The organism is Aeromonas genomosp. paramedia (assembly GCF_023093515.1).
Taxonomy (GTDB): domain Bacteria; phylum Pseudomonadota; class Gammaproteobacteria; order Enterobacterales; family Aeromonadaceae; genus Aeromonas.
The window spans coordinates 133,687-158,186 of sequence record NZ_JAAROG010000018.1 but is presented as its reverse complement, the minus strand read 5'-3'; the positions used below and the strand labels follow the sequence as shown (position 1 = coordinate 158,186).

The 24,500-nt window shown below is 63.2% G+C and carries 23 protein-coding genes, 2 pseudogenes and 1 riboswitch; of the genes and pseudogenes, 19 read left to right on the top strand and 6 right to left on the bottom strand.

Going from position 1 to position 24,500, the window contains the following annotated elements; genetic code table 11:
* The first annotated feature begins 48 nt into the window (after nucleotides 1-48).
* The 12 genes and pseudogenes from HB860_RS13845 to HB860_RS13790 all read left to right on the top strand — a co-directional run bounded on the left by HB860_RS13845 (nucleotide 49) and on the right by HB860_RS13790 (nucleotide 9,923).
* On the top strand, nucleotides 49-951 hold the full coding sequence (locus HB860_RS13845; RefSeq protein ID WP_247627028.1) for an ROK family protein: 903 nt from the start codon (nucleotides 49-51) through the stop codon (nucleotides 949-951).
* Nucleotides 952-992: 41 nt separating this feature from the next.
* Nucleotides 993-1,718 carry a copper homeostasis protein CutC gene (locus HB860_RS13840; protein ID WP_247627027.1) on the top strand — a complete coding sequence of 242 codons (726 nt, stop codon included), beginning with the start codon at nucleotides 993-995 and terminating at the stop codon, nucleotides 1,716-1,718.
* A gap of 9 nt (nucleotides 1,719-1,727) precedes the next feature.
* A pseudogene (locus tag HB860_RS13835) lies at nucleotides 1,728-1,844 on the top strand (copper homeostasis protein CutC); the annotation flags it as partial.
* Nucleotides 1,845-1,979: 135 nt separating this feature from the next.
* Nucleotides 1,980-2,098: pseudogene (locus tag HB860_RS22380) on the top strand (copper homeostasis protein CutC); the annotation flags it as partial.
* Between the two features lie 181 nt (nucleotides 2,099-2,279).
* Entirely contained in the window at nucleotides 2,280-2,891 is a 612-nt protein-coding gene (locus tag HB860_RS13825) for an FKBP-type peptidyl-prolyl cis-trans isomerase (protein WP_005324672.1), read from the top strand.
* A 145-nt stretch (nucleotides 2,892-3,036) separates the two neighbouring features.
* Nucleotides 3,037-3,918, top strand: a complete 882-nt coding sequence (locus tag HB860_RS13820; protein WP_247627026.1) for an ABC transporter ATP-binding protein — start codon at nucleotides 3,037-3,039, stop codon at nucleotides 3,916-3,918.
* Nucleotides 3,919-3,994: 76 nt separating this feature from the next.
* Nucleotides 3,995-5,008 (top strand): ABC transporter permease, encoded by a 1,014-nt coding sequence (locus HB860_RS13815; RefSeq protein WP_247627025.1) that lies wholly within the window; start codon nucleotides 3,995-3,997, stop codon nucleotides 5,006-5,008.
* Nucleotides 5,005-5,304, top strand: coding sequence for a DUF2845 domain-containing protein (locus HB860_RS13810; RefSeq protein ID WP_139438182.1), 300 nt, complete (start codon nucleotides 5,005-5,007; stop codon nucleotides 5,302-5,304). Before HB860_RS13815 ends, HB860_RS13810 begins: the two co-directional genes overlap by 4 nt.
* A gap of 484 nt (nucleotides 5,305-5,788) precedes the next feature.
* Nucleotides 5,789-6,808, top strand: coding sequence for an amino acid ABC transporter substrate-binding protein (locus HB860_RS13805; RefSeq protein WP_202046893.1), 1,020 nt, complete (start codon nucleotides 5,789-5,791; stop codon nucleotides 6,806-6,808).
* 66 nt (nucleotides 6,809-6,874) lie between these two features.
* Nucleotides 6,875-8,062: an amino acid ABC transporter permease gene (locus HB860_RS13800; protein WP_247627024.1), complete on the top strand. Its 1,188-nt coding sequence runs from the start codon at nucleotides 6,875-6,877 to the stop codon at nucleotides 8,060-8,062.
* Between the two features lie 9 nt (nucleotides 8,063-8,071).
* Nucleotides 8,072-9,166 (top strand): amino acid ABC transporter permease, encoded by a 1,095-nt coding sequence (locus HB860_RS13795; protein WP_202046892.1) that lies wholly within the window; start codon nucleotides 8,072-8,074, stop codon nucleotides 9,164-9,166.
* A 13-nt stretch (nucleotides 9,167-9,179) separates the two neighbouring features.
* Nucleotides 9,180-9,923, top strand: a complete 744-nt coding sequence (locus HB860_RS13790) for an amino acid ABC transporter ATP-binding protein (RefSeq protein WP_005328952.1) — start codon at nucleotides 9,180-9,182, stop codon at nucleotides 9,921-9,923.
* A gap of 102 nt (nucleotides 9,924-10,025) precedes the next feature.
* On the opposite strand, the gene HB860_RS13785 is transcribed toward HB860_RS13790, so the two are convergent.
* Nucleotides 10,026-10,241 (bottom strand): DUF1107 family protein, encoded by a 216-nt coding sequence (locus HB860_RS13785; protein ID WP_139438188.1) that lies wholly within the window; start codon nucleotides 10,239-10,241, stop codon nucleotides 10,026-10,028.
* Between the two features lie 177 nt (nucleotides 10,242-10,418).
* Between HB860_RS13785 and yfcD the strand changes: the two genes are divergently transcribed.
* The 3 genes from yfcD (at nucleotide 10,419) to HB860_RS13770 (ending at nucleotide 12,783) form a co-directional block, all read left to right on the top strand.
* Nucleotides 10,419-10,937, top strand: a complete 519-nt coding sequence (gene yfcD, locus HB860_RS13780) for an NUDIX hydrolase YfcD (protein WP_247627023.1) — start codon at nucleotides 10,419-10,421, stop codon at nucleotides 10,935-10,937.
* A 282-nt stretch (nucleotides 10,938-11,219) separates the two neighbouring features.
* The gene (locus tag HB860_RS13775) at nucleotides 11,220-11,693 is read left to right on the top strand and encodes a peroxiredoxin (protein WP_247627022.1); all 474 of its coding nucleotides are present in this window, start codon (nucleotides 11,220-11,222) and stop codon (nucleotides 11,691-11,693) included.
* Nucleotides 11,694-11,817: 124 nt separating this feature from the next.
* On the top strand, nucleotides 11,818-12,783 hold the full coding sequence (locus tag HB860_RS13770; RefSeq protein ID WP_247627021.1) for a calcium/sodium antiporter: 966 nt from the start codon (nucleotides 11,818-11,820) through the stop codon (nucleotides 12,781-12,783).
* Between the two features lie 74 nt (nucleotides 12,784-12,857).
* Here HB860_RS13770 and HB860_RS13765 read toward each other — a convergent pair whose 3' ends face one another.
* Nucleotides 12,858-14,006 carry a type III PLP-dependent enzyme gene (locus HB860_RS13765; RefSeq protein WP_202046888.1) on the bottom strand — a complete coding sequence of 383 codons (1,149 nt, stop codon included), beginning with the start codon at nucleotides 14,004-14,006 and terminating at the stop codon, nucleotides 12,858-12,860.
* Nucleotides 14,007-14,512: 506 nt separating this feature from the next.
* Nucleotides 14,513-14,628: riboswitch (glycine riboswitch) on the top strand.
* Nucleotides 14,629-14,878: 250 nt separating this feature from the next.
* On the opposite strand from HB860_RS13765, the gene HB860_RS13760 reads away from it, so the two are divergent.
* Entirely contained in the window at nucleotides 14,879-16,261 is a 1,383-nt protein-coding gene (locus tag HB860_RS13760; RefSeq protein WP_247627020.1) for an alanine/glycine:cation symporter family protein, read from the top strand.
* A gap of 94 nt (nucleotides 16,262-16,355) precedes the next feature.
* Here HB860_RS13760 and HB860_RS13755 read toward each other — a convergent pair whose 3' ends face one another.
* A complete protein-coding gene (locus HB860_RS13755; RefSeq protein WP_247627019.1) occupies nucleotides 16,356-17,072 on the bottom strand; it encodes a lipoyl protein ligase domain-containing protein in 717 nt (238 codons plus the stop codon).
* A 100-nt stretch (nucleotides 17,073-17,172) separates the two neighbouring features.
* Nucleotides 17,173-18,570 (bottom strand): nucleobase:cation symporter-2 family protein, encoded by a 1,398-nt coding sequence (locus tag HB860_RS13750; protein ID WP_139438201.1) that lies wholly within the window; start codon nucleotides 18,568-18,570, stop codon nucleotides 17,173-17,175.
* Between the two features lie 243 nt (nucleotides 18,571-18,813).
* Between HB860_RS13750 and HB860_RS13745 the strand changes: the two genes are divergently transcribed.
* On the top strand, nucleotides 18,814-19,953 hold the full coding sequence (locus HB860_RS13745) for a GGDEF domain-containing protein (protein WP_139438202.1): 1,140 nt from the start codon (nucleotides 18,814-18,816) through the stop codon (nucleotides 19,951-19,953).
* 27 nt (nucleotides 19,954-19,980) lie between these two features.
* On the opposite strand, the gene HB860_RS13740 is transcribed toward HB860_RS13745, so the two are convergent.
* Together HB860_RS13740 and HB860_RS13735 are read right to left on the bottom strand one after the other, a co-directional pair.
* Complete coding sequence (locus tag HB860_RS13740; protein ID WP_247627018.1) at nucleotides 19,981-20,229, bottom strand: DUF2498 family protein; 249 nt, start codon at nucleotides 20,227-20,229, stop codon at nucleotides 19,981-19,983.
* A gap of 133 nt (nucleotides 20,230-20,362) precedes the next feature.
* Nucleotides 20,363-21,742 (bottom strand): MATE family efflux transporter, encoded by a 1,380-nt coding sequence (locus tag HB860_RS13735; protein ID WP_247627017.1) that lies wholly within the window; start codon nucleotides 21,740-21,742, stop codon nucleotides 20,363-20,365.
* A gap of 120 nt (nucleotides 21,743-21,862) precedes the next feature.
* On the opposite strand from HB860_RS13735, the gene HB860_RS13730 reads away from it, so the two are divergent.
* The gene (locus HB860_RS13730) at nucleotides 21,863-22,720 is read left to right on the top strand and encodes a helix-turn-helix transcriptional regulator (RefSeq protein ID WP_247627016.1); all 858 of its coding nucleotides are present in this window, start codon (nucleotides 21,863-21,865) and stop codon (nucleotides 22,718-22,720) included.
* A gap of 55 nt (nucleotides 22,721-22,775) precedes the next feature.
* Nucleotides 22,776-24,470, top strand: a complete 1,695-nt coding sequence (locus HB860_RS13725) for an NAD-dependent malic enzyme (RefSeq protein ID WP_247627015.1) — start codon at nucleotides 22,776-22,778, stop codon at nucleotides 24,468-24,470.
* Nucleotides 24,471-24,500: the final 30 nt, after the last annotated feature.

Here is a 24,500-nt window from a genome sequence, read left to right as displayed (position 1 = left end):
CATCTGGACAGACTGAGGTGACCCGGTTCACCGGCAAGGGAGTGTGGCATGTATTACGGATTTGATATTGGTGGTACCAAGATTGCCTTCGCGGTGTATGACGGTGGTCTGAATCTCTGTCACGAAGAACGCATGAGCACCCCCGGCAATGATTACGAGGGGCTGTTGCAGCTGATCCTGACGCGGGTCGAGGCGGCGGACGCCCGCTTCGGTGCGAAAGGCGCCGTCGGCATCGGGTTTCCCGGCATCATCAATCGCCTGGATGGGAGCATAGTGGCGGCAAACCTGCCCGCCATTCACGGTCGTCATCTGGGCGCGGATCTGGCCGCACGACTGGCGCGCACCGTCAGCGTCGACAACGACGCCAACTGCTTCCTCTGGTCCGAAGTGCACCAGGGTGCCGCCGCCGCGGCCGAGAGTGCGCTGGGGGTGACCATTGGCACCGGCATAGGTGGTGCCATCTACCTGGCGGGCAAGCTCATCCAGGGTCGCAACTGGCTGGCGGGGGAGATAGGCCATTACCCGCTGCCGGCCACCATATTGATGAAATACCCCGACCTGCCCCGTCCCCGCTGCGGCTGCGGCCGCCTGGTCTGTTTCGAAACCTACGCCTCGGGCACCGGCCTGGAGCGGCTCTATCACCACTTCCGCGGCGAGCGCGCCAGCGGCCACCAGATAGTCGCCCGTGCCGAGGCCCGGGAACCCGCGGCGCTCTCGGCCATCGACTGCTGGCTGGAGATCCTGGCCGCCGGGCTCGCCACCGCCATCTCGGTGATAGACCCCGAGGTGGTGGTGCTGGGAGGCGGCCTCAGCGGGCTGCCCGCCCTCTATGAAGAGCTGCCCAAGCGTCTGCCCGGCCATCTGCTGCCCGGCGTCGCCCTGCCGGCTATCCGCCAGGCCCGCTTCGGCGGCGCCGGGGGCGTGCGTGGCGCCGCCCTGCTCAATTTATGAGATCAGGCACTGGGTCTGATCTCCCTAGATAAGGAGTCATCATGACCCGTCTTGAAATCTGCATCGACAACCTGGAATCCCTGTTCACCGCCCAGCAAGCCGGAGCGGATCGCATCGAGCTCTGCTCTGCGCTGGGGCTGGGTGGTCTCACCCCCTCCTATGGTTTCATGCAACAGGTGGCGCGCCACGCAACCATTCCCGTCTACGCCATGATCCGCCCCCGTGCCGGGGATTTTTGCTTCAGTGCCGCCGAGTTCGAACTCATGTTGCTGGATATCGCGGCGGCGCGCTCTGCGGGCCTGCAAGGGGTGGTGGTGGGTCTGCTCGACGAGGGGGGCAGGGTGCCTGCCGCCCAGTTGCAACAGCTGGTCGAGGCGGCCGGTCCCCTGGGTGTCACCTTCCATCGCGCCATCGATCTCAGCTCCAACTGGCGCGCCGATCTGGAGACCATAGTGGCGGCCGGCTGTGAGCGGATCCTGAGCTCCGGCCATGCCCCGACCGCCCTGGCGGGTCTGGAGACACTGCAGGCGATGCAGCATACCCTGGCGGGCCGCGCCAGCCTGATGCCCGGCGCCGGGGTCAATGCCGACAACGTGCGCACCATACTCGAGTTCACCGGGGTGAGCGAGGTGCACATGTCCGGCATGGGCTGGCGCGGCGGTATGGTGCCCCACGGGGTGAACATGGGCACCTCGGACGACGGCCGGGTCAATATCACAGACGGCGCCAAGGTGGCCGCAGTGCGGGCCTTGCTGGACAAGGCCTGATAGGTGCCGCGCGGCGGCATGGTGCCTCTCATGTGTGTGAACATGGGTACCTCGGACGACGGCCGGGTCAATATCACCGACGGCGCCAAGGTGGCTGCGGTGAGGGCCTTGCTGGACAAGGCCTGATAGGTGCCGCGTGGCGGCATGGTGCTTCCTCATGTGTGTGAACATGGGTACCTCGGACGACGGCCGGGTCAATATCACCGACGGCGCCAAGGTGGCGCAGTGAGGGCTTTGCTGGACAAGGCCTGATAGGTGCCGCGCGGCGGCATGGTGCCTCCTCATGTGTGTGAACATGGGCACCATCGGACGATGGCCGGGTCAATATCACCGACGGTGCCAAGGTGGCAGCGGTGCGGGCCTTGCTGGATCGCGCCTGAGCCAGCCTGTGGTTGGGCCGTCTCCTCTCCCTTCTCCCCTCGCGGGAGAAGGGTCGGGGATGAGGGGGATGTGAAGTCTCTCCCACGGGCGGGGAAATCAGGATGGCCGCCGGCAGCACCTCGCCAAAAAGTCTGATATTATCCCGTCTCTTTTACCCTCAGGACCCGGAGCAACATCTCAATGTCCCAATACGACTCTATCGAACAGAAGGCCAGCTATGGCATCGGCCGCAACATGGGTGATCAGCTGGCGCAGCAAGCCTTCGCCGGTCTGGATATCCCTGCCCTGCAACAAGGTCTGGCAGATGCCCTGAACGGCCTGGAGTTCGCGGTCAGCCGTGACGATATCAATGATGCCTTCCAGGTCATCACCGCCCGCATGCAGGAAGAGCAGGAAGCCGTTGCCAAGGCCGCCGCCGCCGATGGCGAAGCCTTCCTGGCCGACAACGCCAAGCGCGCCGACGTGAAAGTGACCGACTCCGGTCTGCAATACGAAGTCATGGTAGAAGGCAACGGCGCCGTGCCGGTGGCCGGTCAGTCCGTGCGTGTGCACTACCACGGTACCTTCACCCACGGTGGCGTGTTCGACAGCTCGGTCGCTCGCGGCCAGCCTGCCGAATTCCCGGTCACCGGCGTCATCGCCGGCTGGGTGGAAGCGCTGCAGATGATGCCGGTTGGCTCCAAGTGGAAGCTCTACATTCCGCAGGATCTGGCTTACGGTGCCCGTGGCGCCGGCTCCATCCCGCCCTACTCCGCTCTGGTCTTCGAAGTGGAGCTGCTGGACATCCTGTGATCCGGCTGGCGTGATGCAAACGGCGACCCTTGGGTCGCCGTTTGTTTTTGCGCGCCGCCACGCCCTGGTGGATGAGCCATGGCCTTCTCGGGAGATTTGGATATAGTCAGGACGTCGCACTCTCGGCCACCCAGGGAGACAGGCCATGGCTGCCATCATCGAAGTCGTCGATCTCATCAAGTACTTTCCCGGTGTCAGGGCGGTGGACGGACTCAGCTTTGCCATTCCCGCCGGGAGCTGTTTCGGCCTGCTCGGCCCGAACGGGGCGGGCAAGACCACCACCATAGAGCTGCTCGAGGGGATCCTCACCCCGGACAGCGGGCAGATCCTGTTTCATGGCGCCCCCCGCGGCCCCGATTATCGCTCCCGCATCGGCATCCAGTTCCAGCACACGGCGCTGCAGGATTTTCTGACGGTGCGCGACACCCTGCGCCTGTTCGCCAGCCTCTATCCCAACCCCCTGCCACGGGAACTGCTCATCGATCTGTGCGCCCTTGGGGAGTTCATCGACAGGGACAGCCGCAAGCTCTCCGGCGGCCAGCGTCAGCGCCTGCTGCTGGCCCTGGCCCTGCTCGGGGATCCCGAACTGCTGTTTCTGGACGAACCCACCACAGGGCTGGATCCCCAGGCTCGTCACCACTTCTGGCAGCGGATCGAGGCGATCAAGGCCCAGGGAAAGACGGTGGTGCTCACCACCCACTACATGGACGAGGCCCAGCAACTGTGCGATCGCATCGCCATCGTGGATCACGGCCATCTGCTCAGCCTGGACACGCCGGCGGCCCTGCTGGCGCGGCACTTCGACGGTGTGCTGGTGCGACTCGCGGATCACCCGGCCCTCGCCAGCCTGGGTTATCCGCTGCGGCCCCACGGGGATCAGGTGGAGCTTAACTGCCCCGACGTGGCGGCCTTGCTGCCGCGGCTGCTGGGCCTGGGGGTGCCGCTGACCGGCATGCAGGTGCGCTCCCCCAACCTGGAGGATCTCTTCCTGCACCTGACCGGCCACAGCCTCCGGAGCGGCGCATGAACGCCGCCCCATGGCGGTGCCCAACTGCGGCACCTGCCGGCATGCCGCCGAAGTCAGCCTGTGCAAGGAGCGAAAGATGACTGGATCCCTAAGGCGCATAGGCGCCCTCTTTTATGCCCGCACCCTGGAGTTCGTGCGCGACAGGGCAGCCCTGGTCTGGAACCTGCTCTTTCCGCTCCTGCTGGTGATTGGCTTCTCCCTCATCTTCTCGGGTCCCCCCAAGCCGCTGGTGCAGATAGGGGTGGTGGGGGAGCTGACGACGGCCTATCAGCCCCTGACCCATATCCCTCTGCTCAAGCTCCTCCCCTATGACGACGAGGCGAGAGGGATCCTCAAGGTGCGCCACCATCAGCTGGACTTGCTGCTGTCACCGGTGCGCGGCCACTACTGGGTCAACCCGGATGCGCCCCAGGGGGCCATGGCCGAGTACCTGCTGCGCCAGGCGGTGCGCGAGCCCTTGCAAAGAGAGGCCCTGAGCGGCCGGGCCATCCGCTATGGCGACTGGTTGCTGCCCGGGGTGATCGGCATGAACCTGATGTTCTCCGGTCTGTTCGGGGTGGGGTTCGTCATCGTGCGCTATCGCAAGAACGGGGTGCTCAAGCGCTTGCGAGCCACCCCGCTGTCGGCGGCCGAGTTTCTCTGCGCCCAGTTGCTGTCGCGGGTGTTGATCACCCTGGTGGTGAGCCTGCTGGTCTTCCTGGTGGCTTACTGGCTGCTGGATGTGCCCCTGCTCGGCTCTGGCTGGCTGCTGCTCTTCATCGCCCTGGTCGGCGGGGCCGCCATGGCCTCCCTCGGGTTGCTCATCGCCGCCCGCATTCAGAACGAGGAGCTGGCGAGCGGTTTGCTCAATCTCATCAGCTTGCCCATGATGTTCTTGTCCGGTGTCTGGTTTTCGCTGGAGGGATCTCCCCCCTGGTTGCAGGCCGTGGCAGCCCGTCTGCCCCTCAGCCAGATCATCGAGGCGGCCCGCGCCGTCATGCTGGAAGGGGCGGGCTGGCAGACGGTGGCGGGGATGCTGGCCCAGGTCATGGTGTTTGCCCTGGTGTGCATCACGCTGGGGGCGGCATTGTTCAAATGGAGCGCAAAATGAAGCCAATACTGTGGTTGCTGCTGGTGGCGACGCTGCCGGTGGATGCCGGCACCCTGCGCTGCAAGAGCGCCCTGCTGACCGAGGGGGACACCACGGCCGAGCTGCTGATCCGCTGTGGTCAGCCGATGCTCAAGGAAGATCTGACACGCTACGAGGAGAACGGCTTCGGGGCGCGGATGACGGTCAAGTATGCCGAGCGCTGGACCTACAACTTCGGCAGGAGCGAATTCATGCAGTTTGTCACCGTCGAAAACGGCGTCATCACCGAGATTGAAGACGGCCCCCGCGGCGGTTGAACCGCCGAGTGCCGCCCCCGGGTCGGCGCCCCTATCTTGAGTCCCCTTGTCCCGGCCTCGCCTCCCACCCGAAGATTGAGTGCTGGAGCCTGTTCTCCCCCCGCCATGGCACCATTTCGACGCAGCCCAATATTTGCCCCTGACTCCCCGCGTTGGGGCTTGCCGATAGAAAAGTGAGTCTGATGAGTCAGTTGGAGTCCGATTTCGCTGCCCCATCCCGGTGCGTCCCATTTTTTTGTGAAAATAATCCTCACAGTGGGAATGGCCTTTAACAGCAGGCTATTTGGTGAATAAGGGTCTACTTTTGATTCTGAGAGTGCATATCACATCGTTCGAATATTTTGTGCTGTTGCACCACAGTTGTGCCGGGTTGCACCGATTGACAGGTTTTTGAAGCGCTGGATAAGCTGCAAAAAAGCAGGGAAACGATGGCATCTTGCTCGGTTCGGGTGCCAATTCGAATCAAACCACAGGGAAGAGTGACATGAAGCAGATACACAAGGCAGGTATGGTGATAGTGCTGTCGCTGGCGGCAGCCAATGTCTGGGCAGAGGGTACCCTGGATGCCGTGAAGAAGAAGGGGTTCGTGCAGTGCGGGGTCGGTGATGGCCTGCCCGGGTTCTCCAACCCGGACGCCAAGGGCACCTGGACAGGGCTCGACGTGGACGTGTGCCGCGCCGTCGCTGCGGCCGTGCTCGGGGATGCCGGCAAGGTCAAGTATGTCTCCCTCACCGCCAAGGAGCGCTTCACCGCCCTGCAATCCGGCGAAGTGGATCTGCTGTCGCGCAATACCACCTGGACTTTGACCCGGGACGGCTCGCTGGGCCTCACCTTTGCCGGGGTGAACTACTACGATGGTCAGGGCTTCCTGGTCAACAAGTCCCTCGGGGTCAAGAGCGCCAAGGAGCTGGACGGAGCCGCCGTCTGCATCCAGTCCGGCACCACCACAGAGCTCAACCTGGCGGATTACTTCCGCGCCAACGGCGGCATGAAATATACCCCTGTGGTGTTCGACACCTCGGATCAGACCGTCAAGGGCTTCGAGGCGGGGCGTTGTGACGTGCTGACCTCGGATCAATCCCAGCTCTACTCCCTCAAGATCAAGCTGACCAAGCCGGAAGATGCCCTGGTGCTGCCCGAGGTCATCTCCAAGGAGCCGCTGGGCCCGGCGGTGCGCCAGGGTGACGAGCAGTGGTTCAAGGTGGTGCGCTGGAGTCTCTACGCCATGCTCAACGCCGAAGAGGCCGGTGTGACCAGCGCCAACGTGGACGAGATGCTCAAATCCACCAACCCGGACATCCGTCGCCTGCTGGGGCTGGAAGAGCCCAAGGGCAATGTGCTGGGGCTGGATGACAAGTGGGCCTACAACATCGTCAAGCAGGTCGGCAACTACGGCGAGTCCTTCGATCGCAACGTCGGCGCCGGCTCTCCCCTCAAGATCGACCGCGGCATCAACGCGCTCTGGAACAAGGGTGGCCTGATGTATGCCCCGCCCATCCGCTAACTAGACAGCTGTCGGGGGGCCCTGCCCCCCATTTCCCCTTGCCCTGGCTTTGTCGGAGTCATCCTCATGGCGATACAAGCATCAAACCATAGGAAAGAACAGGGCCGCTGGTGGTATGACGCTAAGGTGCGGGCGCAGATCTTCCAGTGCCTGGCCATTGCGGCCGTTCTCGCGTTTCTGTTCTACATCATCAACAATGCCCTGACCAATCTGGCGACCCGTGGCATCACCACAGGTTTCGATTTTCTGGGCAACACCGCCGGGTTCGGCATCCTGCAGAGCCTGATCCCCTACGACGAGACCTATAGCTTCGGTCGCACCTTCGTGGTCGGCCTGCTCAATACCCTGCTGGTCTCGGTGCTCGGCATCCTGTTTGCCACCCTGCTCGGCTTCGTGCTCGGGATAGCGCGTCTGTCCCGCAACTGGCTGGTAGCCAAGATAGCCACCGTCTACATAGAGACGTTTCGCAACATTCCGCTGCTGCTGCAGATCTTCTTCTGGTACTTCTCGGTGCTGCGCACCCTGCCGTCTCCCCGTGAGAGCGTGGAGCTCGGAGGGCTCGCCTTCTTGAACGTGCGGGGCTTCTATCTGCCCAAACCCTTGTTTGAAGAGGGGTTTGGCTATGTGCTTTGGGCCCTGCTGGTCGCTGTCGTCCTGAGCTGGGGACTGAGTCGCTGGGCAAGGCGCCGTCAGGCGCTGACCGGCAGGATCTTCCCGTTCTGGCGCTGTGCGGCCGCTCTGGTGATCCTGCTCCCCGCCATCGCCTTCCTGCTGGCAGGCAGCCCGCTCTCCTGGAGTGTGCCCATACTGCAGGGCTTCAACTTCCGGGGGGGCTTGACGGTGTTGCCGGAACTCGCGGCCCTGCTGCTGGCGCTCACCATCTATACGGCGGCCTTCATCGCCGAGATAGTGCGATCCGGCATACTGGCCATCAGCAAGGGGCAGACCGAGGCCGCCTCCGCCCTCGGGCTCTCGTCCACCAAGACGCTGCGGTTGGTGGTCATTCCCCAGGCGATGCGGGTCATCATTCCCCCGCTGACCAGCCAGTACCTGAACCTCACCAAGAACTCCTCGCTGGCCACCTCCATCGGTTATCCGGATCTCGTCTCTGTGTTCATGGGAACCACCCTCAACCAGACCGGGCAGGCCATCGAGGTGATCGCCATGACCATGGGGGTCTATCTCATCATCAGTATCACCACCTCAGTCCTGATGAACATCTACAACCGCAGGATGACGCTGGTCGAGCGCTAGGGAGCTGTCATGTTTGTGAACGAGTTGCAGGAGGCGCTGCCGCCTCCCAATCATCGCCGGGGGCTGGTCGCCTGGGTCAGGCAGAACCTCTTCCCCAACTGGTGGAACGGCCTGCTGACCCTGGTGCTGGCCTATCTGCTGCTGCCACTGCTCTGGTCGGCGCTGGACTGGGCCATCTTCTCCGCCAACTGGCAGGGGAGCAGCCGTGCCGACTGCGCCCAGGGCGGGGCCTGCTGGGTCTTTATCGAGAGCCGTCTGGGGCAATACCTCTACGGCTTTTACCCGGTCGATCAGTATTGGCGCATCAATCTGGCCTTCGCCGGTCTGGCCGTGCTGCTGGCGCTGCTGATCTGGCCGCGCACCCCGCGCAAGGGCTGGCTGGCGCTCTTTACCCTGCTGGTGTTCCCTGTCATCGCCTTCGTGCTGATCCACGGCGGGGCCGGTCTCGAGGTGGTGGAAACCAACCGCTGGGGCGGCCTGATGCTGACCCTGGTGCTGGCGGTGGTGGGCATAGTGGTCGCCCTGCCGTTCGGCATCCTGCTGGCATTGGGGCGCCGCTCCCACATGCCGGTCATCTCCAGCCTCTCCACCGTCTATATCGAGTTTTGGCGGGCAGTGCCGCTCATCACGGTGCTCTTCATGGCCTCCGTCATGCTGCCGCTGTTCATGAGTACCGAGGTGGAGCTCGACAAGCTGCTGAGGGCGCTCATCGGCATCATTCTGTTCCAGGCGGCCTATGTGGCCGAGGTGGTGAGGGGCGGGCTGCAGGCGATCCCCAAGGGGCAGTACGAGGCGGGTGAAGCCCTGGGGCTCTCCTACTGGAAGGTGATGGGACTGGTCATCATGCCCCAGGCCCTCAAGATCACCATTCCCTCCCTGGTGAACACCTTTATCTCCCTGTTCAAGGACACCAGCCTGGTGCTGATCATAGGGCTGTTCGATCTGCTGGCCATCTCCAAGGTGGCGCTGGCGGATCCGGCCTGGCTGGGATTCTCCACCGAGGCCTATGTGTTCATCGCCATGATCTTCTGGATGTTCTGTTTTGGCATGTCCCGCTACTCCATCTATCTGGAGCGCAAACTCAACACCGGTCACAAGCATTAGGAGTAGTTTCGAGATGAAAACGGACGCTGTGGTAGAACTCAAGGATGTCAACAAGTGGTACGGTGAGTTTCATGTGCTGCGCAACATTAATCTGCAGGTGGGCAGGGGGGAGAAGATCGTCATCTGCGGGCCGTCTGGCTCGGGCAAGTCCACCATGATCCGCTGCATCAACCGGCTGGAGGAGCATCAGAGCGGTGACATCCTGGTCAAGGGCACGGCCCTGACGTCGGATCTCAAGAACATAGAGACGGTACGCCGGGAAGTGGGCATGGTGTTCCAGCACTTCAACCTCTTCCCCCATCTGACGGTGCTGGAGAACTGCTGCCTGGCCCCTATCTGGGTCAAGCAGTTGCCACGCAAGGAGGCCGAGGAGATCGCCATGACCTTCCTGCGCCGGGTCAGGATCCCGGAGCAGGCCCTCAAGTACCCGGGCCAGCTCTCCGGCGGTCAGCAGCAACGGGTCGCCATCGCCCGCAGCCTCTGCATGAATCCCCAGGTGATGCTGTTTGACGAGCCGACCTCGGCGCTCGACCCCGAGATGGTGCGCGAGGTGCTGGATGTCATGGTGGAGCTGGCCCACGAGGGGATGACCATGCTCTGCGTCACCCACGAGATGGGCTTTGCCAAGCAGGTGGCGGATCGGGTGATCTTCATGGACCGCGGCCAGATCATCGAGGAGAACGTGCCGGATCAGTTCTTCGACCACCCCCAGTCGGAGCGGACCAAGCTGTTTCTCTCCCAGATCCTGCAGCACTGATGCGGGTCAGACGGGGCCAACCCCATTGAAAATAGCCCGCCGGCTCGGTGAGCGGCGGGCAAAGACATGCATGAAAGCAGACTACAAACGGAAAGGAGTATGTCAGCCCGGCAACAGGGTGCTGGTGCGCAGATCGCGCACGGCCAGATTGATCTGCCGGGCCAGGCTCAGCGCCTGACGGCAGTCCAGCGTCTTCACATCGATGACTCCCCCCTGAAACTCGAATCGTCCCAGTGCCTCTACCATGAAGCTGCCGTGATGGAAGCTTTTGATATAGCGGGCAATTCGACGAGGAGACAACTGCTTGAACACCTTCATGGCAAGAGACCCTGTTGTTTGGACAGGGCACACTATGCCGCCTCACCATGACACTGATGTGACACTTGATGAAGGTTTGTATGAATCCTTGTTATGGCGTGCCATCCCCCTGCTTCCGGCATTGAAAAAGTAGTGCAGCCCCCGGCCCCGGCACCGATATACTGCGGCCATCGCAGGATGGACAAGGTGCCGCACGTGGAGTGGGTGGACGTAGTAGACGAGCAGGACAGGGTGATCGGGGTGGCCGAGCGCACCCGGGTGCGTCAGGAGAATTTGCGCCATCGCGCCAGCTATATCCTGGTGCTCGATGAGGCCGGGCGCGTGCTGGTGCAGCGGCGCACTCCGAGCAAGGATTTTTGCCCCGGCATGCTGGACGCCTGCGCCGGTGGCGTGGTGACCACTGGGGAGGCGATGGAGCCCTCCGCCCGGCGCGAGCTGGCCGAGGAGCTGGGGATCCACGACGTGCCCCTGCACGACTTCGGCACCTTCTACGCCGAGGGGGAGGCGAGCGGGGGAGGCTATCGGGTCTGGGGCGGTCTGTTCAGTTGCCATTATCAGGGGCCGCTGCAACTCCAGGCGGAGGAGGTGAGCGAGGTGCACTGGATGAGCCTGGCCGAGATAGCCGAACGGGCCGATGAGTTCACGCCGGATTCCCTCCTCGCCATCGCAACCTGGCAGGCGCGACGCTCGCAATAAGAGCGAGGTACGGGTTGGCGAATTCACGTTGAATGTGTTGCTCGCCATCGTCACCTGGCAGGCGCGACGCTCGCAATAAGGGCGAGATGCAGGTTGCCGAATTCACGTTGAATATGTTGCTGGCCATCGCCACCTGGCAGCAGCGACGCTCGCAAGCAGGCCGGGGTTAGCGGCCGCAAGCGCTTGTTGCGCGTTATCTTTACTGCGCCCGGATGAACCCGTTCACCTGTGGGTGGATTGGAGTAGACTGGGCCTCTTTGAACCACAGAAGGATGAGTCATCATGATCACGGTCGGTCAATCCCTGCCCGCAGGGGAATTTACCTTCATCACCGCCGAGGGCAAGCAGGTGAAGGATACCCAGGCCCTGTTTGCGGGCAAGAAGGTGGTGTTGTTCGCGGTGCCGGGGGCCTTCACCCCCACCTGCTCCAACGCCCACTTGCCGGGCTATGTGGTGCTGGCGGATCAGTTCAAGGCCAAGGGCGTCGATGCCATATGCTGTCTGTCGGTCAACGATGCCTTCGTGATGAGGGCGTGGCAGGCGGCCCAGAATGCCGACGCCATCACCATGCTGGCGGATGGGGACGGCAGCTGGACCCGGGCCCTCGGCCTTGCCAAGGAGACAGGCGCCTTCGGTGGCCTGCGTGCCCAGCGCTTTGCCCTGATCGCCAATGATGGCGTGGTCGAGCAACTGTTCGTGGAGGCTCCCGGCAAGTTCGAGGTGTCGGATGCACAGAGCCTGCTGGCCGCCTTGTGAATTGTTAATCGCCGTTTGATTTCAGCTTGAAATAGCAAGGCGGCTCGATACACTGAGGCCGCGTTTGGATGGAGCCAGGCTAGCCGCCTGGCTCTCGTGTTTGCAGTCGACGAGATGGAAGAATATGACCCTGGCTTTTGTTGCCCTGATTGCCGGACTGGCGTTGCTGGTCTGGAGTGCGGATAAATTTGTGGACGGCGCCGCCGCCACCGCCCGTTATGCCGGCATGCCGCCGCTGCTGATCGGCATGGTGATCATCGGTTTTGGTACTTCGGCTCCCGAGATGGTGGTCTCGGCCCTGGCATCCATGCAGGGTAACCCGGGCCTGGCGCTCGGCAACGCCTATGGTTCCAACATCACCAACATCGCCCTCATTCTCGGGCTGACAGCCCTCATCAGCCCCATCGCCGTCTCCTCCCAGGTGGTGCGCAAGGAGATCCCCATACTGCTCGGCATCACCCTGCTGACCGGTGCCTTGCTCATCGATGGTCACCTGGGGCGTGGCGACGCCCTCATTCTGGGTGGCGTCTTCATCGCACTGCTGGGCTGGTCCATCTGGACCGGGATCAAGGGCAAGGGAGACGCCCTGGACGAAGACGTGAACGTGGAGATCGACAGCGAAGCCATGCCGCTCAAGAAGGCCATCTTCTGGTTGATCGTCGGCCTGGTACTCCTGGTAGGCGCTTCCCGCCTGCTGGTGTGGGGCGCGGTGACCATAGCCCAGGCATTTGGCATCAGCGACCTTGTCATCGGTCTGACCATAGTGGCGGTGGGCACCTCGCTGCCGGAGCTCGCCTCCTCCCTGATGGCCATCAAGAAGAAGGAGCACGATCTGGCCCTCGGCAACGTGCTTGGCTCCAACCTGTTCAACACCCTGGCCGTGGTGGGCATCGCCGCCGGCATAGCGCCCCTGGACGTGGACCCGGCGGTGCTCTCCCGCGACTGGAGCCTGATGATGGGGCTGACCCTGCTGCTGCTGGTGATGTGCCTGGGTCGCAAGGGACAGGGCCGCATCAACAGGGTGGAAGGGGGCATCTTGCTCTGCATCTTCGTCGCCTATACCGGTTGGCTGTTGACCAGCCAGTTCTGATAGGGCATGGCAGGACAAACAAGAAGGGGAGCCAATGGCTCCCCTTCTCTATGTTGCCGGCGTGGTCAAACCGTTCAGGCCACTGCTACCAGCTTCTGCTTCTGGGCGCTGTCCAGGATGAGGATGCTCGCCTTGGGGAAGAAGTTGAAGGTGGAGGCCGACGCCCAGGTGTAGGCACCCATCACCCGGCCTATGACCAGCTCGCCGATGGCCAGATCCGGCAGCATGATGCCGTCGCGGATCACGTCCACGCTGTCGCAGGTGGGGCCGGAGAGCACGGCATTGTGCAGCGGGCCCTGGGCGTAGGGGGTGCTCACCGGGTAGGTGACGTGATCATAGAGCTGACCGTTGTAGCTGCCGTAGAGGCCGTCATCCAGGTAGTACCAGATCTTGTCGCCGCGGTGGGCCTTGCCCATCACGCTGGCGACCGACGTCATGGCCGGTGCGCTGATGAAACGGCCCGGCTCGGCAATCTTCTGCACCGTGGCGGGCAGTTTGGCCAGCGCCTCGCGGATAGGGGCGCAGAAGCCGTCGATGTCGAACTCGCCACCCTCATAGTCCACCGGGAAACCGCCGCCGATGTCCAGCACCCAGGGCTTGAGGCCGAGATCCCAGGCCTGCTCCATGATCTCGCGGCAGGCGTCGATGGCCTGCACGTGGCGACGGGGGTGGGGCACCTGGGAGCCGACGTGGAACGACAGCCCCATCACCTTGATCCCCTTGGCCTGGGCCAGTTGCAGCAGCGGCAGCGCCTGCTCCGGGGTGCAGCCGAACTTCTTGGAGAGATCGACCTTGGTCTCGGGATTCGGGAAGCTGACGCGCAGCAGCAGTTTGACCTCGTCCTTGTAGGGCAGGAATTTCTCCAGCTCCAGCGGGTTGTCGTAGACGAACACGGTGCAGCCGAATTCCAGCGCATAACGGATGTCGCTGTCGCGCTTGATGGGATGGGTGTGAATGCAGCGTCCCGGGCGAACCCCTTGGCTGCGCACCAGATCCACTTCGCCATTGGTGGCCAGATCGAAACAGGCCCCCTCTTCCTTCAAGACAGAGACCACAGCCTCATGGGGCAGGGGCTTGAGTGCATAATGCAAGCGCACATCGGGCAGGGCGGCCACCAGGGCCCGATACTGTTTGCGGACGGCTGCCTTGTCGAGCAGCAGCAGGGGGGAGCCAAATTGTTCAACCAGCTGACGGTAATCTTGTGCGACCAGGGTCTCGTTCATTCTCTTTTGATCATCCTTAGGGGGCGTGATATGCCCAAGCCATATGCGATTGAACCGGCGACGGCCGGCTCAGGCGAGTGGTCCGGAGGGACCGACCAGGCACAATGCATAACTCCCTTGCAAAGTGCTTAGTTATGCGCGGGATTATCGACTTATTGAGTTTGTGTGCAAGCATTTTGATTGGATATGTTGGCAAGTATTTCTGGTCGAGACGAAACATCATCTTGATATGGGGCAGTCTGCCCCTGCCGGTGTGCAGCATTGGCAGAGAAGACTTCATAAGCTATTGATAGTTAACGAACATTTAACATGGCTCCGCTCATGGCCTGGACAGAAAAAAGCAGCGCCATGGCTGGCCGAGTGGGAGACAGCTCACATTTTTTGGATTAACATGCCCGCTTCCTAATCCAAACTAGTTCGGATGAAGGTAGCAGGAGAGCGATGGGGGACCATCCACCGAAGAAGTGAATCTTTCAGGTACCGGGCAACCGGTGTGGACTGCTACTGGACGATACTCTGGAGAGACCCGTTAGATCGGGCGCCGAAGGAGCAAGGCACCATGACGACCCGCAAGGGCTGGCTGGCGCCGGAAACTCTCAGGCAAAAGGACAGAGGGGATGGGATGGTTGTACCTGAGCTTGGAACTGTTCACGATCTGTCACGAGAGGTCGTCAGCAAGGTAAAGAGCAGCGCAGGAACCGGAGTGTATGTGAATACATGAGGCTTCCGAGCAGCGCATGAGCCTTGATCACGGCCTCGCAGTAAGAGTGTGAACACGTTTTTGGCCCGCATCCGATCGCCTCTGGCCGATCGCGACACCTATGGGAAGATCATCCTTCTCCTCCTTAATCGTTGTTTTTTAAGGAGGATGCATGTCATCAATTCAATCGGCGCTCGCCGCCATCGATAGCTTTGTCTGGGGTCCACCCCTGCTGATCCTGCTGGTCGGGACCGGTATCTATCTCACCTGGCGATTGGGTCTGCTTCAGGTCGTGCGCTTGCCGCTCGCCCTCAAGCTGGTCTTTGGCCGGGATCAGGGTCAGGGCAAGCAGGGGGATGTCTCCAGCTTCGCCGCCCTGTGCACCGCCCTCTCCGCCACCATAGGCACAGGCAACATCGTCGGGGTGGCCACCGCCATCAAGCTCGGCGGACCCGGCGCCCTGTTCTGGATGTGGATGGCGGCCCTGTTCGGCATGGCCACCAAGTACGCCGAGTGCCTGCTGGCGGTCAAATACCGCGAGCAGGATGCCAACGGCCAGATGGCGGGCGGCCCCATGTACTATCTGGAGAAGGGGCTGGGCTCCAGGCCGCTGGCCAAGCTGTTCGCCCTGTTCGGCATAGGCGTCGCCTTCTTCGGCATCGGCACCTTCCCTCAGGTCAACGCCATCAGTGATGCCATGAGCCTCTCCTTCTCGGTACCCCGTGAAGTGACCGCGGTGGTGCTGACCCTGATAGTGGCCCTGGTGACCCTGGGGGGCATCCAGTCCATCTCCAGCGTCTCGAGCAAGGTGGTGCCCTTCATGGCCATCTTCTACATACTCGCCTGTCTCGGCGTGCTGGTGAACAACGCCGGCGCCCTGCCCGACGCCGTCATGCTGGTGATCGAGAGCGCCTTCACCGGCCATGCGGCCACCGGCGGCTTCGTCGGGGCCGGCATCATGCTGGCGATCCAGTCCGGGGTGGCACGGGGGGTCTTCTCCAACGAATCCGGGCTGGGCTCGGCCCCCATAGCCGCGGCGGCGGCCAAGACGGACTCCTGCGTGGAGCAGGGGCTGGTCTCCATGACCGGCACCTTCATCGACACCATCATCATCTGCACCATGACGGGCCTGACCCTGGTGGTGACAGGCGTGTGGAGCGGTGACTTGAGCGGCGCCGCCATGACCAGCCAGGCCTTTGCCCAGGGGCTGGACGCCCATATAGGCCAGTATCTGGTGAGCATCGGCCTCCTGTTCTTCGCCTTTACCACCATCCTCGGCTGGAACTACTACGGCGAGCGCTGCACCGAGTACCTGTTCGGGGTCAAGGCGATCAAGCCCTACCGCCTCATCTATCTGGTGCTGGTGGCGAGCGGCGCCTTCCTCCATCTGGACCTGATTTGGCTGCTGGCGGACATCGTCAACGGCCTGATGGCGGTACCCAACCTCATCGGCCTCATCGGCCTGCGTCACGTGGTGATCGCCGAGACCCGGGCCTACTTCAGTCGGGACCGGGACCGCGATACGGAGTCCGAGCCCGAGCCGCAGACCGCCTGAATCTGTGCCCGACCAATGCGGAAAAGCAAAGCCACGACCCGAGTCGTGGCTTTTTTATGAATGGCGCATGGAGGAGGCGCTCCCTCCGGGGGGATCAGGGGGAAGGTATCGGACTCTCCGTCAGCAGTCGCGCCAGCCGTCCTCGCACTCTCTCCACCAGCGCTTCCTCGCTCCCCTGCCAATGGATCTGCTGCGCCAGGGTAGTGGAGGTGCCGGGCAAGAAACGCAGCTCCCCGCCCGCCAGCTCGTAGAAGCGGCTCGCCATCCGGGTGCCTTCGTCCACATCACCGGCCACCAGCAACATGGCCTGGGCCAGCACGGCTCCCCCGTGATCCTGGCCCGGCGCCAGCCAGCGCTGGGCTGTGCCGGTTACCTTGCGGCCCCCGATCACCAGATTGTACTGGCCGTCGCAAAAGGATCCGGGCACGAAGTCATAGTTTCCCTCGAGACCGTATTCGCCCAGCAGGGCCAGCAGTGGCGCCCCCAGCAGCTGGTAGTAGTGGCCAAGATCCGTGGTGGTACGTGGCAGCAAGATAGACATGTTGAGGATGCCGGCCCCGTGGGGCACGGCGGTGCCGCCGCTGTCCCGCACATGGACGGGCCAGCCTTCGCTGGCGAGCTGCTCGCAGGCCGCCTGATAGCGGGGCAGGCGCACGTCCTTGCGGGTGACGACAAGGCATTGGGGGGCCTGCCAGAGGTGGGCGCGGGGCTGGCCGTCATGGGCGCACTCCCGCAGCCAGCGCTGCTCCTCGGCCAGTATCTGATCCGGGGTGTGGCGGGCGGGCAGGGGGGGAAGCAGGGTATAGGGCATGTAGGGCATCCTGAGCAGAGGCTGCCCAGCACAGTACCCGGGGCGACAAACAAGGTAAAGCCCCGCACTGCGGGGCTTTACCTGTTCGCTCTGGAGCGCGTCAGGCCTGTGCGCCGCCGCGCTTGGGCAGCAGCAGGTTCATCACGATGGCGGTGAGGCCGCCGGTGGCGACGCCGTAGGAGAGCACGCTTCTGGCCAGCTCCGGCAGATGCTGCAGCACCTCGGGCACCTGGGCGACACCCAGCCCCATGGCCAGCGACACCGCCAGTATCATCAGGGCGCGGCGGTCCAGCTCCTCGCGGGAGATGATGCGTACCCCGGCGGCGGCTATGGTGCCGAACATGACGATGGTGGCGCCCCCCAGCACGGGCTCGGGGATCTGCTGCACCAGGCTCGCCACCGCCGGGAACAGGCCGAGCAGGGCCAGCATGGCGGCGATGAAGAGGCCGACATGGCGGCTGGCGACCCCGGTCAGCTGGATGACGCCGTTGTTCTGGGCGAAGGTGGACATGGGGAAGGTGGAGAAGACAGCCGCCAGCATGGAGTTGGCGCCATCGGCCAGCACGCCCCCCTTGATCCGCGCCATGTAGACGGGCCCGTCCAGCGGTTCGCCGGAGATGTCCGAGGTGGCCGTCATGTCGCCTATGGCTTCCAGTGCCGTCACCACGAAGATGATGGCGAGCGGCACGAACAGCTGCCAGTCAAAGCCGATGCCGTAGTGGAGCGGGATGGGCACCATCACCAGGGGGCCCTCGAAGGTGGGAGGGCTGACCTTGCCCAGCAGCAGGGCGACGGCGTAGCCCGCCAGCATGGCGATCATGATGGCGGAGAGGCGCAGCCAGGGGTTGCGGCTGCGCTGCAGCAACACGATGAGGCCGAGCACCAGCAGGGAGAGGAAGAGGTTGGTGTGGCTGGCGAAGCTGCCGTCCGAGAGCGCGGCATAGCCGCCACCCATGCTGATGAGGCCCACCTTGATCAGGGTCAGGCCGATGAGCAGCACCACTATGCCGGTCACCAGGGGGGTGATGATGCGCTTGACCAGATGCAGGAAGCGGCTCATCACCACTATGGTGAGGGCGGCCGCCAGCATGGTGCCGAACAGGGTGCCCAGCAGATCTTCCGTGGGCATGGCGGCCTGCTTGAGGGCCAGGCCGGAGGCGATGATGGGGCCGAGGAAGTTGAAGCTGGTGCCCTGCACCGAGAGCAGGCCCGAACCGAGGGGGCCGAAGCGGCGGGTCTGGATGAAGGAGGCGATGCCGGACATGACCAGGGACATGGAGACGATGTAGCGGGTGTCGGCGGCCGGGAGGCCCAGGGCATTGGCGATGATGAGGGGCGGGGTGATGATGGCGACAAACATGGCGAGCATGTGCTGAAGGGCGGCGAACAGGGTCTGGGGCAGGGGCGGAACCTCGTCTATGCCATAGATGAGCTCGCTGTGGGCTCGCCTGGGGGGGTGGGTCTCTGGAGTCGCGCGCACGGCGGCAGCCTGTTCCATAAATACCTCTGAGTGTGGGGTGGGGGAGAAAATTGGGCGCTATTCTAGTGGCTGAACCTGGGCTGACCAGCGCTAATTGGAGCAATAACCGGTTTATTTTTCGATGGGTTGAAACGTTTGCGCGCGGCGATTATGATCCGCCGGTTTGTGTGAGGCAGTTCTCGTGATAAATGGGGGACATGCTGATGCATCCAGGGAGGGACGGTGTAGAATGAGCCCTCAGTTGTAAAATGGAGACTCTGGATGCTGAAGCTGTCGGAGTTCTGGAGTGCCCGTGCCCACTCCGAAGATTTCACCCTGACCCGCATGGGCTTTATGACGGTGCGTCTGCGCCTGCTCACCTGCCTGCTGATGGTGGGCTTGCCTGCCTGGGCGCTGGTGGACTGGTTGACCCTGCCCGCCACCCAGTTTGACGAGCTGTTTCAGGTCAGGATCTTCTGCCTGCTGGCCCTCTCTCCCCTGATCCCCCTCTCCTATCTCATCCACTTCAAGCGTGAGCGCATGAAGCTGGCCCTGGGCTACCTGATGGCGGTGATGATGCTCTTCTCCCTCATCTGTCTGCACAGCTTCGGGACGGATCAGGAGCTGCAGGCGGGCTACATGGCCTTCCCCTATCTGCTCATCAGCCTGTTTGCCATCTTCCCCATACCGCTCTCCCTCAGCCTGCAACTGGCGGGGGGCATACTGATCACCATGCTGGCGGGCAACTGGCTCCTGGTGGGCCAGCCGCTCCTGAGCGTGCAGACCCTCAACCAGGTCTGGCTGCTGGGGCTCTTCACGGTGGCGAGTGCCTGGGTGCAGTGCGGCCAGCTCAACATGCTGCTGCAGCTCTATCGGGAGTCCACCACGGACGAGCTGACCGGCATGATGAACCGCCGCCTGCTGATGAAGCAGCTCGAGAAGGCCAGGGTCAGCATGATCCGCAAGCAGGCTTCCTTTGCCGTGCTGCTGCTGGATCTGGACAGATTCAAGCGCATCAACGACACCTTCGGCCATCTGGCGGGGGACGCCGTGCTGAAAGAGGTGGCGGCGACCCTGGCGGAGCAGCTGGAGCCCGGCATGGTGCTCGGTCGCTACGGGGGGGAGGAGTTTGCCATACTGCTGCCCAACTGCGCCGAGCTGGCCCAGGCGAAGCGGGTCGCCGAGCGACTGAGGGTGGCGGTGGAGGCGCGGCTGGTGAAGAGCCCGACATCGGATGAACTGCTGGAGGTGACGGTGAGCATAGGCCTGACCCTGTCCCTGCGCGGGGAGAGCGTCGAGGAGCTGCTCAACCGGGCGGACGAGTGCCTCTACATGGCCAAGATGGCGGGGCGAAACTGCGTGGTGGGCGAGCTGGCGAAGACGCCGGGCAAGCCCGGGTCCACAAAGACGGATGCCGCCTGAGGGCGGCATCTTGTCTGGGGGGCGCTATCAGTTCAGCCGATACTTGCCTGACAACTGCTGGGCCAGCAGCTTGAACATGTTGAACACCGCCATTGTCTTGCCGGTCGGGGTGCCATCCTCGGCCAGGAAGAACTCCCCCTTGAACACCAGGATCTCCCCCTTCTGCTCCACCGCATCGGCACGCATGCCGTGGATGAAGTCTTCGTGGCTCTTGATGATGCCGTTGGCCATCTCCAGCAGGGCAGTCTCGGTGATCAGCTCTTTTTGTGGTTTCATGTGCGTCTCCTTAAACGACTACTGGCAGGGCGTGGTGTGCCCAGCCGCTGATTGAAGAGGCGGCTAGCATACTGCAAGGGGGGATTTTCTGTCATTGATATGACCCCGCTTTTTACCCGGCTGCGGGTTGCCGTCACCCCATCACCAGATTCTTGAGCCAGTGACGTTGGCGGATCCTGCGCTGCACCAGCAGCACCTTGCACAGCTCCTCCAGCAGCACCACGGCCACCACCCAGGAGAGGGGCCAGCCGAGCAGACTGACCGCGACCCAGGCCAGCGGCAGGCCTATGCACCACATGGCGACTATGTCGATGAAGATGCTGTAGTTCACGTCCCCCCCCGAGCGCAGCACCCCGACTATGCCCACCATGTTGAACACCTTGAGCAACATGCCGAGGCACATGATGGCAAGCACCTGGCCCGCTTCCCCCATCAGCTCCCCCGGCAGGTTGCCGACCCACTGCAGCAGGTTGGTCTGCAGCAGCCAGACGGCTATCCCCACCAGCAGGGCGCCTATGGGGGCGAGCAGCAGGAACAGCTGGGAGTGCTGCCAGGCGGCCTCGTACTCCTCGGCACCGAGCCGGTGACCGAGCAGGGTGGAGCAGGCCACCGCCAGCCCGAAGAAGAGGGATATAAGGATGCTCTCCAGGGTGCCGAGGGTGGTCATGATGGCCAGGGAGTCGGTGCCGAGGTGAGCGTAGAGGAAGCCGTAGAGCAGCATGCCGAAGGCCCAGAGCCCGTCATGGAACAGGAGCGGCAGGGCGATCAGGGTGAAGCGCACCACCTCCTTGCGCCCAAAGGCGTCCCACCAGTCCTGTCTGCGCGGCACCAGGCGCGGCTCCTGACGCAGCACATAGATGAGCAGCAGCGCCGTCTGCAGCAGTCGTGAAATGGTGGTGCCCCAGGCCGAGCCCGCGACCCCCATGGCCTCGAAGCCGAAGTTGCCGAAGATGAGGGCGTAGTTGAGGATGACGTTGGCGATGATGGCAATGATGCCGATCCTGGTCGGCGCCGCCGCGTTGCCCACCGAGCGCAGGGCCGCCTCCAGGGGCACGACTATGGCGGTGCAGAGGATGGTAGCGCCTGTGATCATCAAAAACTCGTCGGCCAGCAGACGCAGCGCGGGATCCTGGCTGGCAAAGCCGAGCACGCTGCCCGGCGAGAGCACATAGACGAGGGCAAACGGCAGGCTCACCAGCAGGGCGCCCACCAGGGCCAGGGCCAGGGAGCGGCGCACCCCGGCCAGCTCGCCCCGGCCATAGTATTGCGCCGCCAACACCGAGACCCCGCCAGAGAGCCCCGCTATCACCAGCAGGTTGAAGAAGAAGACCCGGTTACCCAAGCCGACCGCCGCCACAGCCGTGGTGCCAAGCTGGCTCACCATCATGATGTCGATGAGACCGAGCAGGGAGAACATCATGGATTGCAGCGACACCGGCAGGGCCAGCCGCCACAGTCGGGTCATGAACTCACGATCGGTGGTTTGTTTTAAAATCGCTTGCCAATAATTCATTTATGTTAACCGGGTATGTGAAAAGCAAGGTTTGTCATGGGTATGATAGGGGTAGTGGCGGGAGGCTTCACTGTGAGCACCTCTCGGCTTTCTTGTTCAAAACTATCATGTTGAGGCGTTATGGCATTTGTCAGCGAGTGTCTTGAGATAGCTCCCGGCTGCGAGGAGCGGATGCTGGGGCGCGAAGGCTTGCCCCTGCTGGGGGAGGCAGGCATCTTCCTGACCGGCCTCTCCCGCTTGCGGGATCATTACCTTATTCGTCGCAACAGACCCGAGTTCCACATCCTGATGGTGAGCCACGACGAGGGCGGGGCCCTGCTGACGGATCAGGGGGAGCAGCCCATCCCCGCGGGCTCGCTCATCTTCCTGCCGGCGGCCGTGCCGGGGGGGCTCAGGCTCATTGGCGAGGGCTGGCAGACAAGCTGGATCCTGCTGGATGACGTGCCGCGCTGGCAGCACCTGCATCGGCTAGGCCACCGGATCTGGCAGGGGGAGGAGGGGGATCAGCTCTACCATCTGCTCAGCCTGATGCAGGGGGAGGGGGTGCGATCGCCCTTGCAGCCCCAGCTGCTCAGCCTGTTGCTGGCCCTGCTGGACAGGACCCTGCAGGGGGAGGTGCGCGGCACCCCCGAGCTCAGGCTGCAGGCGCTGTTTCGCCAGGTGGAGGCGCGCCTCGATGAACCCTGGAGCGTAACCCTGCTCGCTAGCCAGATGGCCTGCTCTGTGCCCCATCTGCATCGGCTCTGCCGGCAGGTGTTCGGCATGGGGCCCATGGCCTGGCTGACTCAGCTTCGGATGAACAAGGCGCGCCAGCTGCTGCTCTATACCAACTGGCCGCTGGCTGAGCTGGCCAGCCGGGTCGGTTACAGCGACGGCGCCAACTTTGCGAACCGTTTTCGCCGCCTCACTGGTCAGACCCCCGGCGCCTTTCGTCGCCTGGGTCGCAAACCTGTTGTCACTGAGGTGCAAACCCTTTGAAATTGTTGGCCCAAGCCCATAGGATCGGCGGGCCACACAGTCAAGGTACAGATCCATGTTTGAAGATAATAATCAGAAACGTCCCCTCTACATTCCCTACGCCGGCCCGGCCCTGCTGGAAACCCCGCTGCTCAACAAGGGCAGTGCCTTCACCAGCGAGGAGCGCAGCAGCTTCAATCTGGAAGGCCTGCTGCCCCAGAACATCGAAACCATCGAAGAGCAGGCGGAACGCGCCTATCGCCAGTTCATGGCGTTTGGCAACGACATGGACAAGCACATCTATCTGCGCAACATCCAGGACACCAACGAAACCCTGTTCTATCGCCTGCTGAACAACCACCTGACCGAGATGCTGCCGGTCATCTACACCCCGACCGTGGGCAAGGCGTGCGAGGAGTTCTCCAACATCTACCGCCGTGCCCGCGGCCTCTTCATCTCCTATCCGGACAAGGACAGGATCGATGACATGCTGCAAAACGCCACCAAGCAGAACGTCAAGGTGATAGTGGTCACCGACGGCGAGCGGATCCTGGGCCTCGGGGATCAGGGCATAGGCGGCATGGGCATCCCCATCGGCAAGCTCTCCCTCTACACCGCCTGCGGCGGCATCTCCCCCGCCTACTGCCTGCCGGTGGTGCTGGACGTGGGCACCAACAACCAGCAACTGCTCAACGATCCCTTCTACATGGGCTGGCGCCATCCGCGCATCTCGGGCGAGGAGTACGACGAGTTCGTCGATGCCTTCATCCAGGCGGTCAAGCGCCGCTGGCCCGAGATCCTGCTGCAGTTCGAGGACTTCGCCCAGGGCAATGCCACCCCGCTGCTCAACCGCTACAAGGACGAGCTCTGCTGCTTCAACGACGACATCCAGGGCACCGCCGCCGTGACGCTCGGCAGCCTGATCGCCGCCTGCAAGGCCTCGGGGGCCAAGCTCTCCGAGAAGCGGGTCGCCTTCCTCGGTGCGGGCAGCGCCGGCTGCGGCATCGCCGAGCAGATAGTGGCGCAGATGAAGGCCGAAGGGCTAAATGATGCGGAGGCCCGCGGCCGGGTCTTCATGGTGGACCGTTTCGGCCTCATCACCGACAAGATCCCCAACCAGCTCGACTTCCAGCGCAAGCTCTCCCAGCCGCTGGAGCGGATCAAGGAGTGGCCGGTGGGGGACAACATCTCCCTGCTGGAGGTGATGGAGCACGGTCGTCCGGACATCCTGATCGGGGTCTCCGGCCAGCCTGGCCTGTTCACCGAAGAGGTGGTCAAGACCATGCACAAGCATTGCTCCCGCCCCATCATCTTCCCGCTCTCCAACCCCACCTCCCGGGTGGAGGCGACGCCGGCGGATCTCATCCGCTGGACCGACGGCCAGGTGCTGGTGGCCACCGGCAGCCCGTTCGCGCCGGTGGAGTACAAGGGCAAGCGCTACGTCATCGCCCAGTGCAACAACTCCTTCATCTTCCCGGGGATAGGCCTTGGCGTCATCGCCTCGGGCGCCACCCGGGTGACCGACGCCATGCTGATGTCCGCCAGCCGGGCGCTGGCGGAGTGCTCGCCGCTGGTAAAGGGAGAGGAGGGCTCCTTGCTGCCGGATCTGGCGGATATCCATCGGGTCTCCCGCTACATCGCCAAGATGGTGGCCAAGACCGCCATGCTGCAGGGCAAGGCGGTACAGACCCCTGATGATGTGATAGATCAGGCCATCGAGGCGAACTTCTGGCGGCCGGAATACCGCCGCTATCGTCGCACTTCGTTCTGATCGAAGAGGCCGCAAAAGCAGAAGGGATGC

Coding starts and splice junctions, on each gene's coding strand:
- HB860_RS13770 (WP_247627021.1), top strand. CDS start 11,818: ATGACCCTGGCTTTTGTTGCCCTGATTGCCGGACTGGCGTTGCTGGTC.
- HB860_RS13725 (WP_247627015.1), top strand. CDS start 22,776: ATGTTTGAAGATAATAATCAGAAACGTCCCCTCTACATTCCCTACGCC.
- HB860_RS13735 (WP_247627017.1), bottom strand. CDS start 21,742: ATGAATTATTGGCAAGCGATTTTAAAACAAACCACCGATCGTGAGTTC.
- HB860_RS13795 (WP_202046892.1), top strand. CDS start 8,072: ATGTTTGTGAACGAGTTGCAGGAGGCGCTGCCGCCTCCCAATCATCGC.
- HB860_RS13750 (WP_139438201.1), bottom strand. CDS start 18,570: ATGGAACAGGCTGCCGCCGTGCGCGCGACTCCAGAGACCCACCCCCCC.
- HB860_RS13825 (WP_005324672.1), top strand. CDS start 2,280: ATGTCCCAATACGACTCTATCGAACAGAAGGCCAGCTATGGCATCGGC.
- HB860_RS13765 (WP_202046888.1), bottom strand. CDS start 14,006: ATGAACGAGACCCTGGTCGCACAAGATTACCGTCAGCTGGTTGAACAA.
- HB860_RS13785 (WP_139438188.1), bottom strand. CDS start 10,241: ATGAAGGTGTTCAAGCAGTTGTCTCCTCGTCGAATTGCCCGCTATATC.
- HB860_RS13790 (WP_005328952.1), top strand. CDS start 9,180: ATGAAAACGGACGCTGTGGTAGAACTCAAGGATGTCAACAAGTGGTAC.
- HB860_RS13815 (WP_247627025.1), top strand. CDS start 3,995: ATGACTGGATCCCTAAGGCGCATAGGCGCCCTCTTTTATGCCCGCACC.
- HB860_RS13810 (WP_139438182.1), top strand. CDS start 5,005: ATGAAGCCAATACTGTGGTTGCTGCTGGTGGCGACGCTGCCGGTGGAT.
- HB860_RS13805 (WP_202046893.1), top strand. CDS start 5,789: ATGAAGCAGATACACAAGGCAGGTATGGTGATAGTGCTGTCGCTGGCG.
- HB860_RS13755 (WP_247627019.1), bottom strand. CDS start 17,072: ATGCCCTATACCCTGCTTCCCCCCCTGCCCGCCCGCCACACCCCGGAT.
- HB860_RS13775 (WP_247627022.1), top strand. CDS start 11,220: ATGATCACGGTCGGTCAATCCCTGCCCGCAGGGGAATTTACCTTCATC.
- HB860_RS13845 (WP_247627028.1), top strand. CDS start 49: ATGTATTACGGATTTGATATTGGTGGTACCAAGATTGCCTTCGCGGTG.
- HB860_RS13740 (WP_247627018.1), bottom strand. CDS start 20,229: ATGAAACCACAAAAAGAGCTGATCACCGAGACTGCCCTGCTGGAGATG.
- yfcD (WP_247627023.1), top strand. CDS start 10,419: ATGGACAAGGTGCCGCACGTGGAGTGGGTGGACGTAGTAGACGAGCAG.
- HB860_RS13730 (WP_247627016.1), top strand. CDS start 21,863: ATGGCATTTGTCAGCGAGTGTCTTGAGATAGCTCCCGGCTGCGAGGAG.
- HB860_RS13760 (WP_247627020.1), top strand. CDS start 14,879: ATGTCATCAATTCAATCGGCGCTCGCCGCCATCGATAGCTTTGTCTGG.
- HB860_RS13800 (WP_247627024.1), top strand. CDS start 6,875: ATGGCGATACAAGCATCAAACCATAGGAAAGAACAGGGCCGCTGGTGG.
- HB860_RS13820 (WP_247627026.1), top strand. CDS start 3,037: ATGGCTGCCATCATCGAAGTCGTCGATCTCATCAAGTACTTTCCCGGT.
- HB860_RS13840 (WP_247627027.1), top strand. CDS start 993: ATGACCCGTCTTGAAATCTGCATCGACAACCTGGAATCCCTGTTCACC.
- HB860_RS13745 (WP_139438202.1), top strand. CDS start 18,814: ATGCTGAAGCTGTCGGAGTTCTGGAGTGCCCGTGCCCACTCCGAAGAT.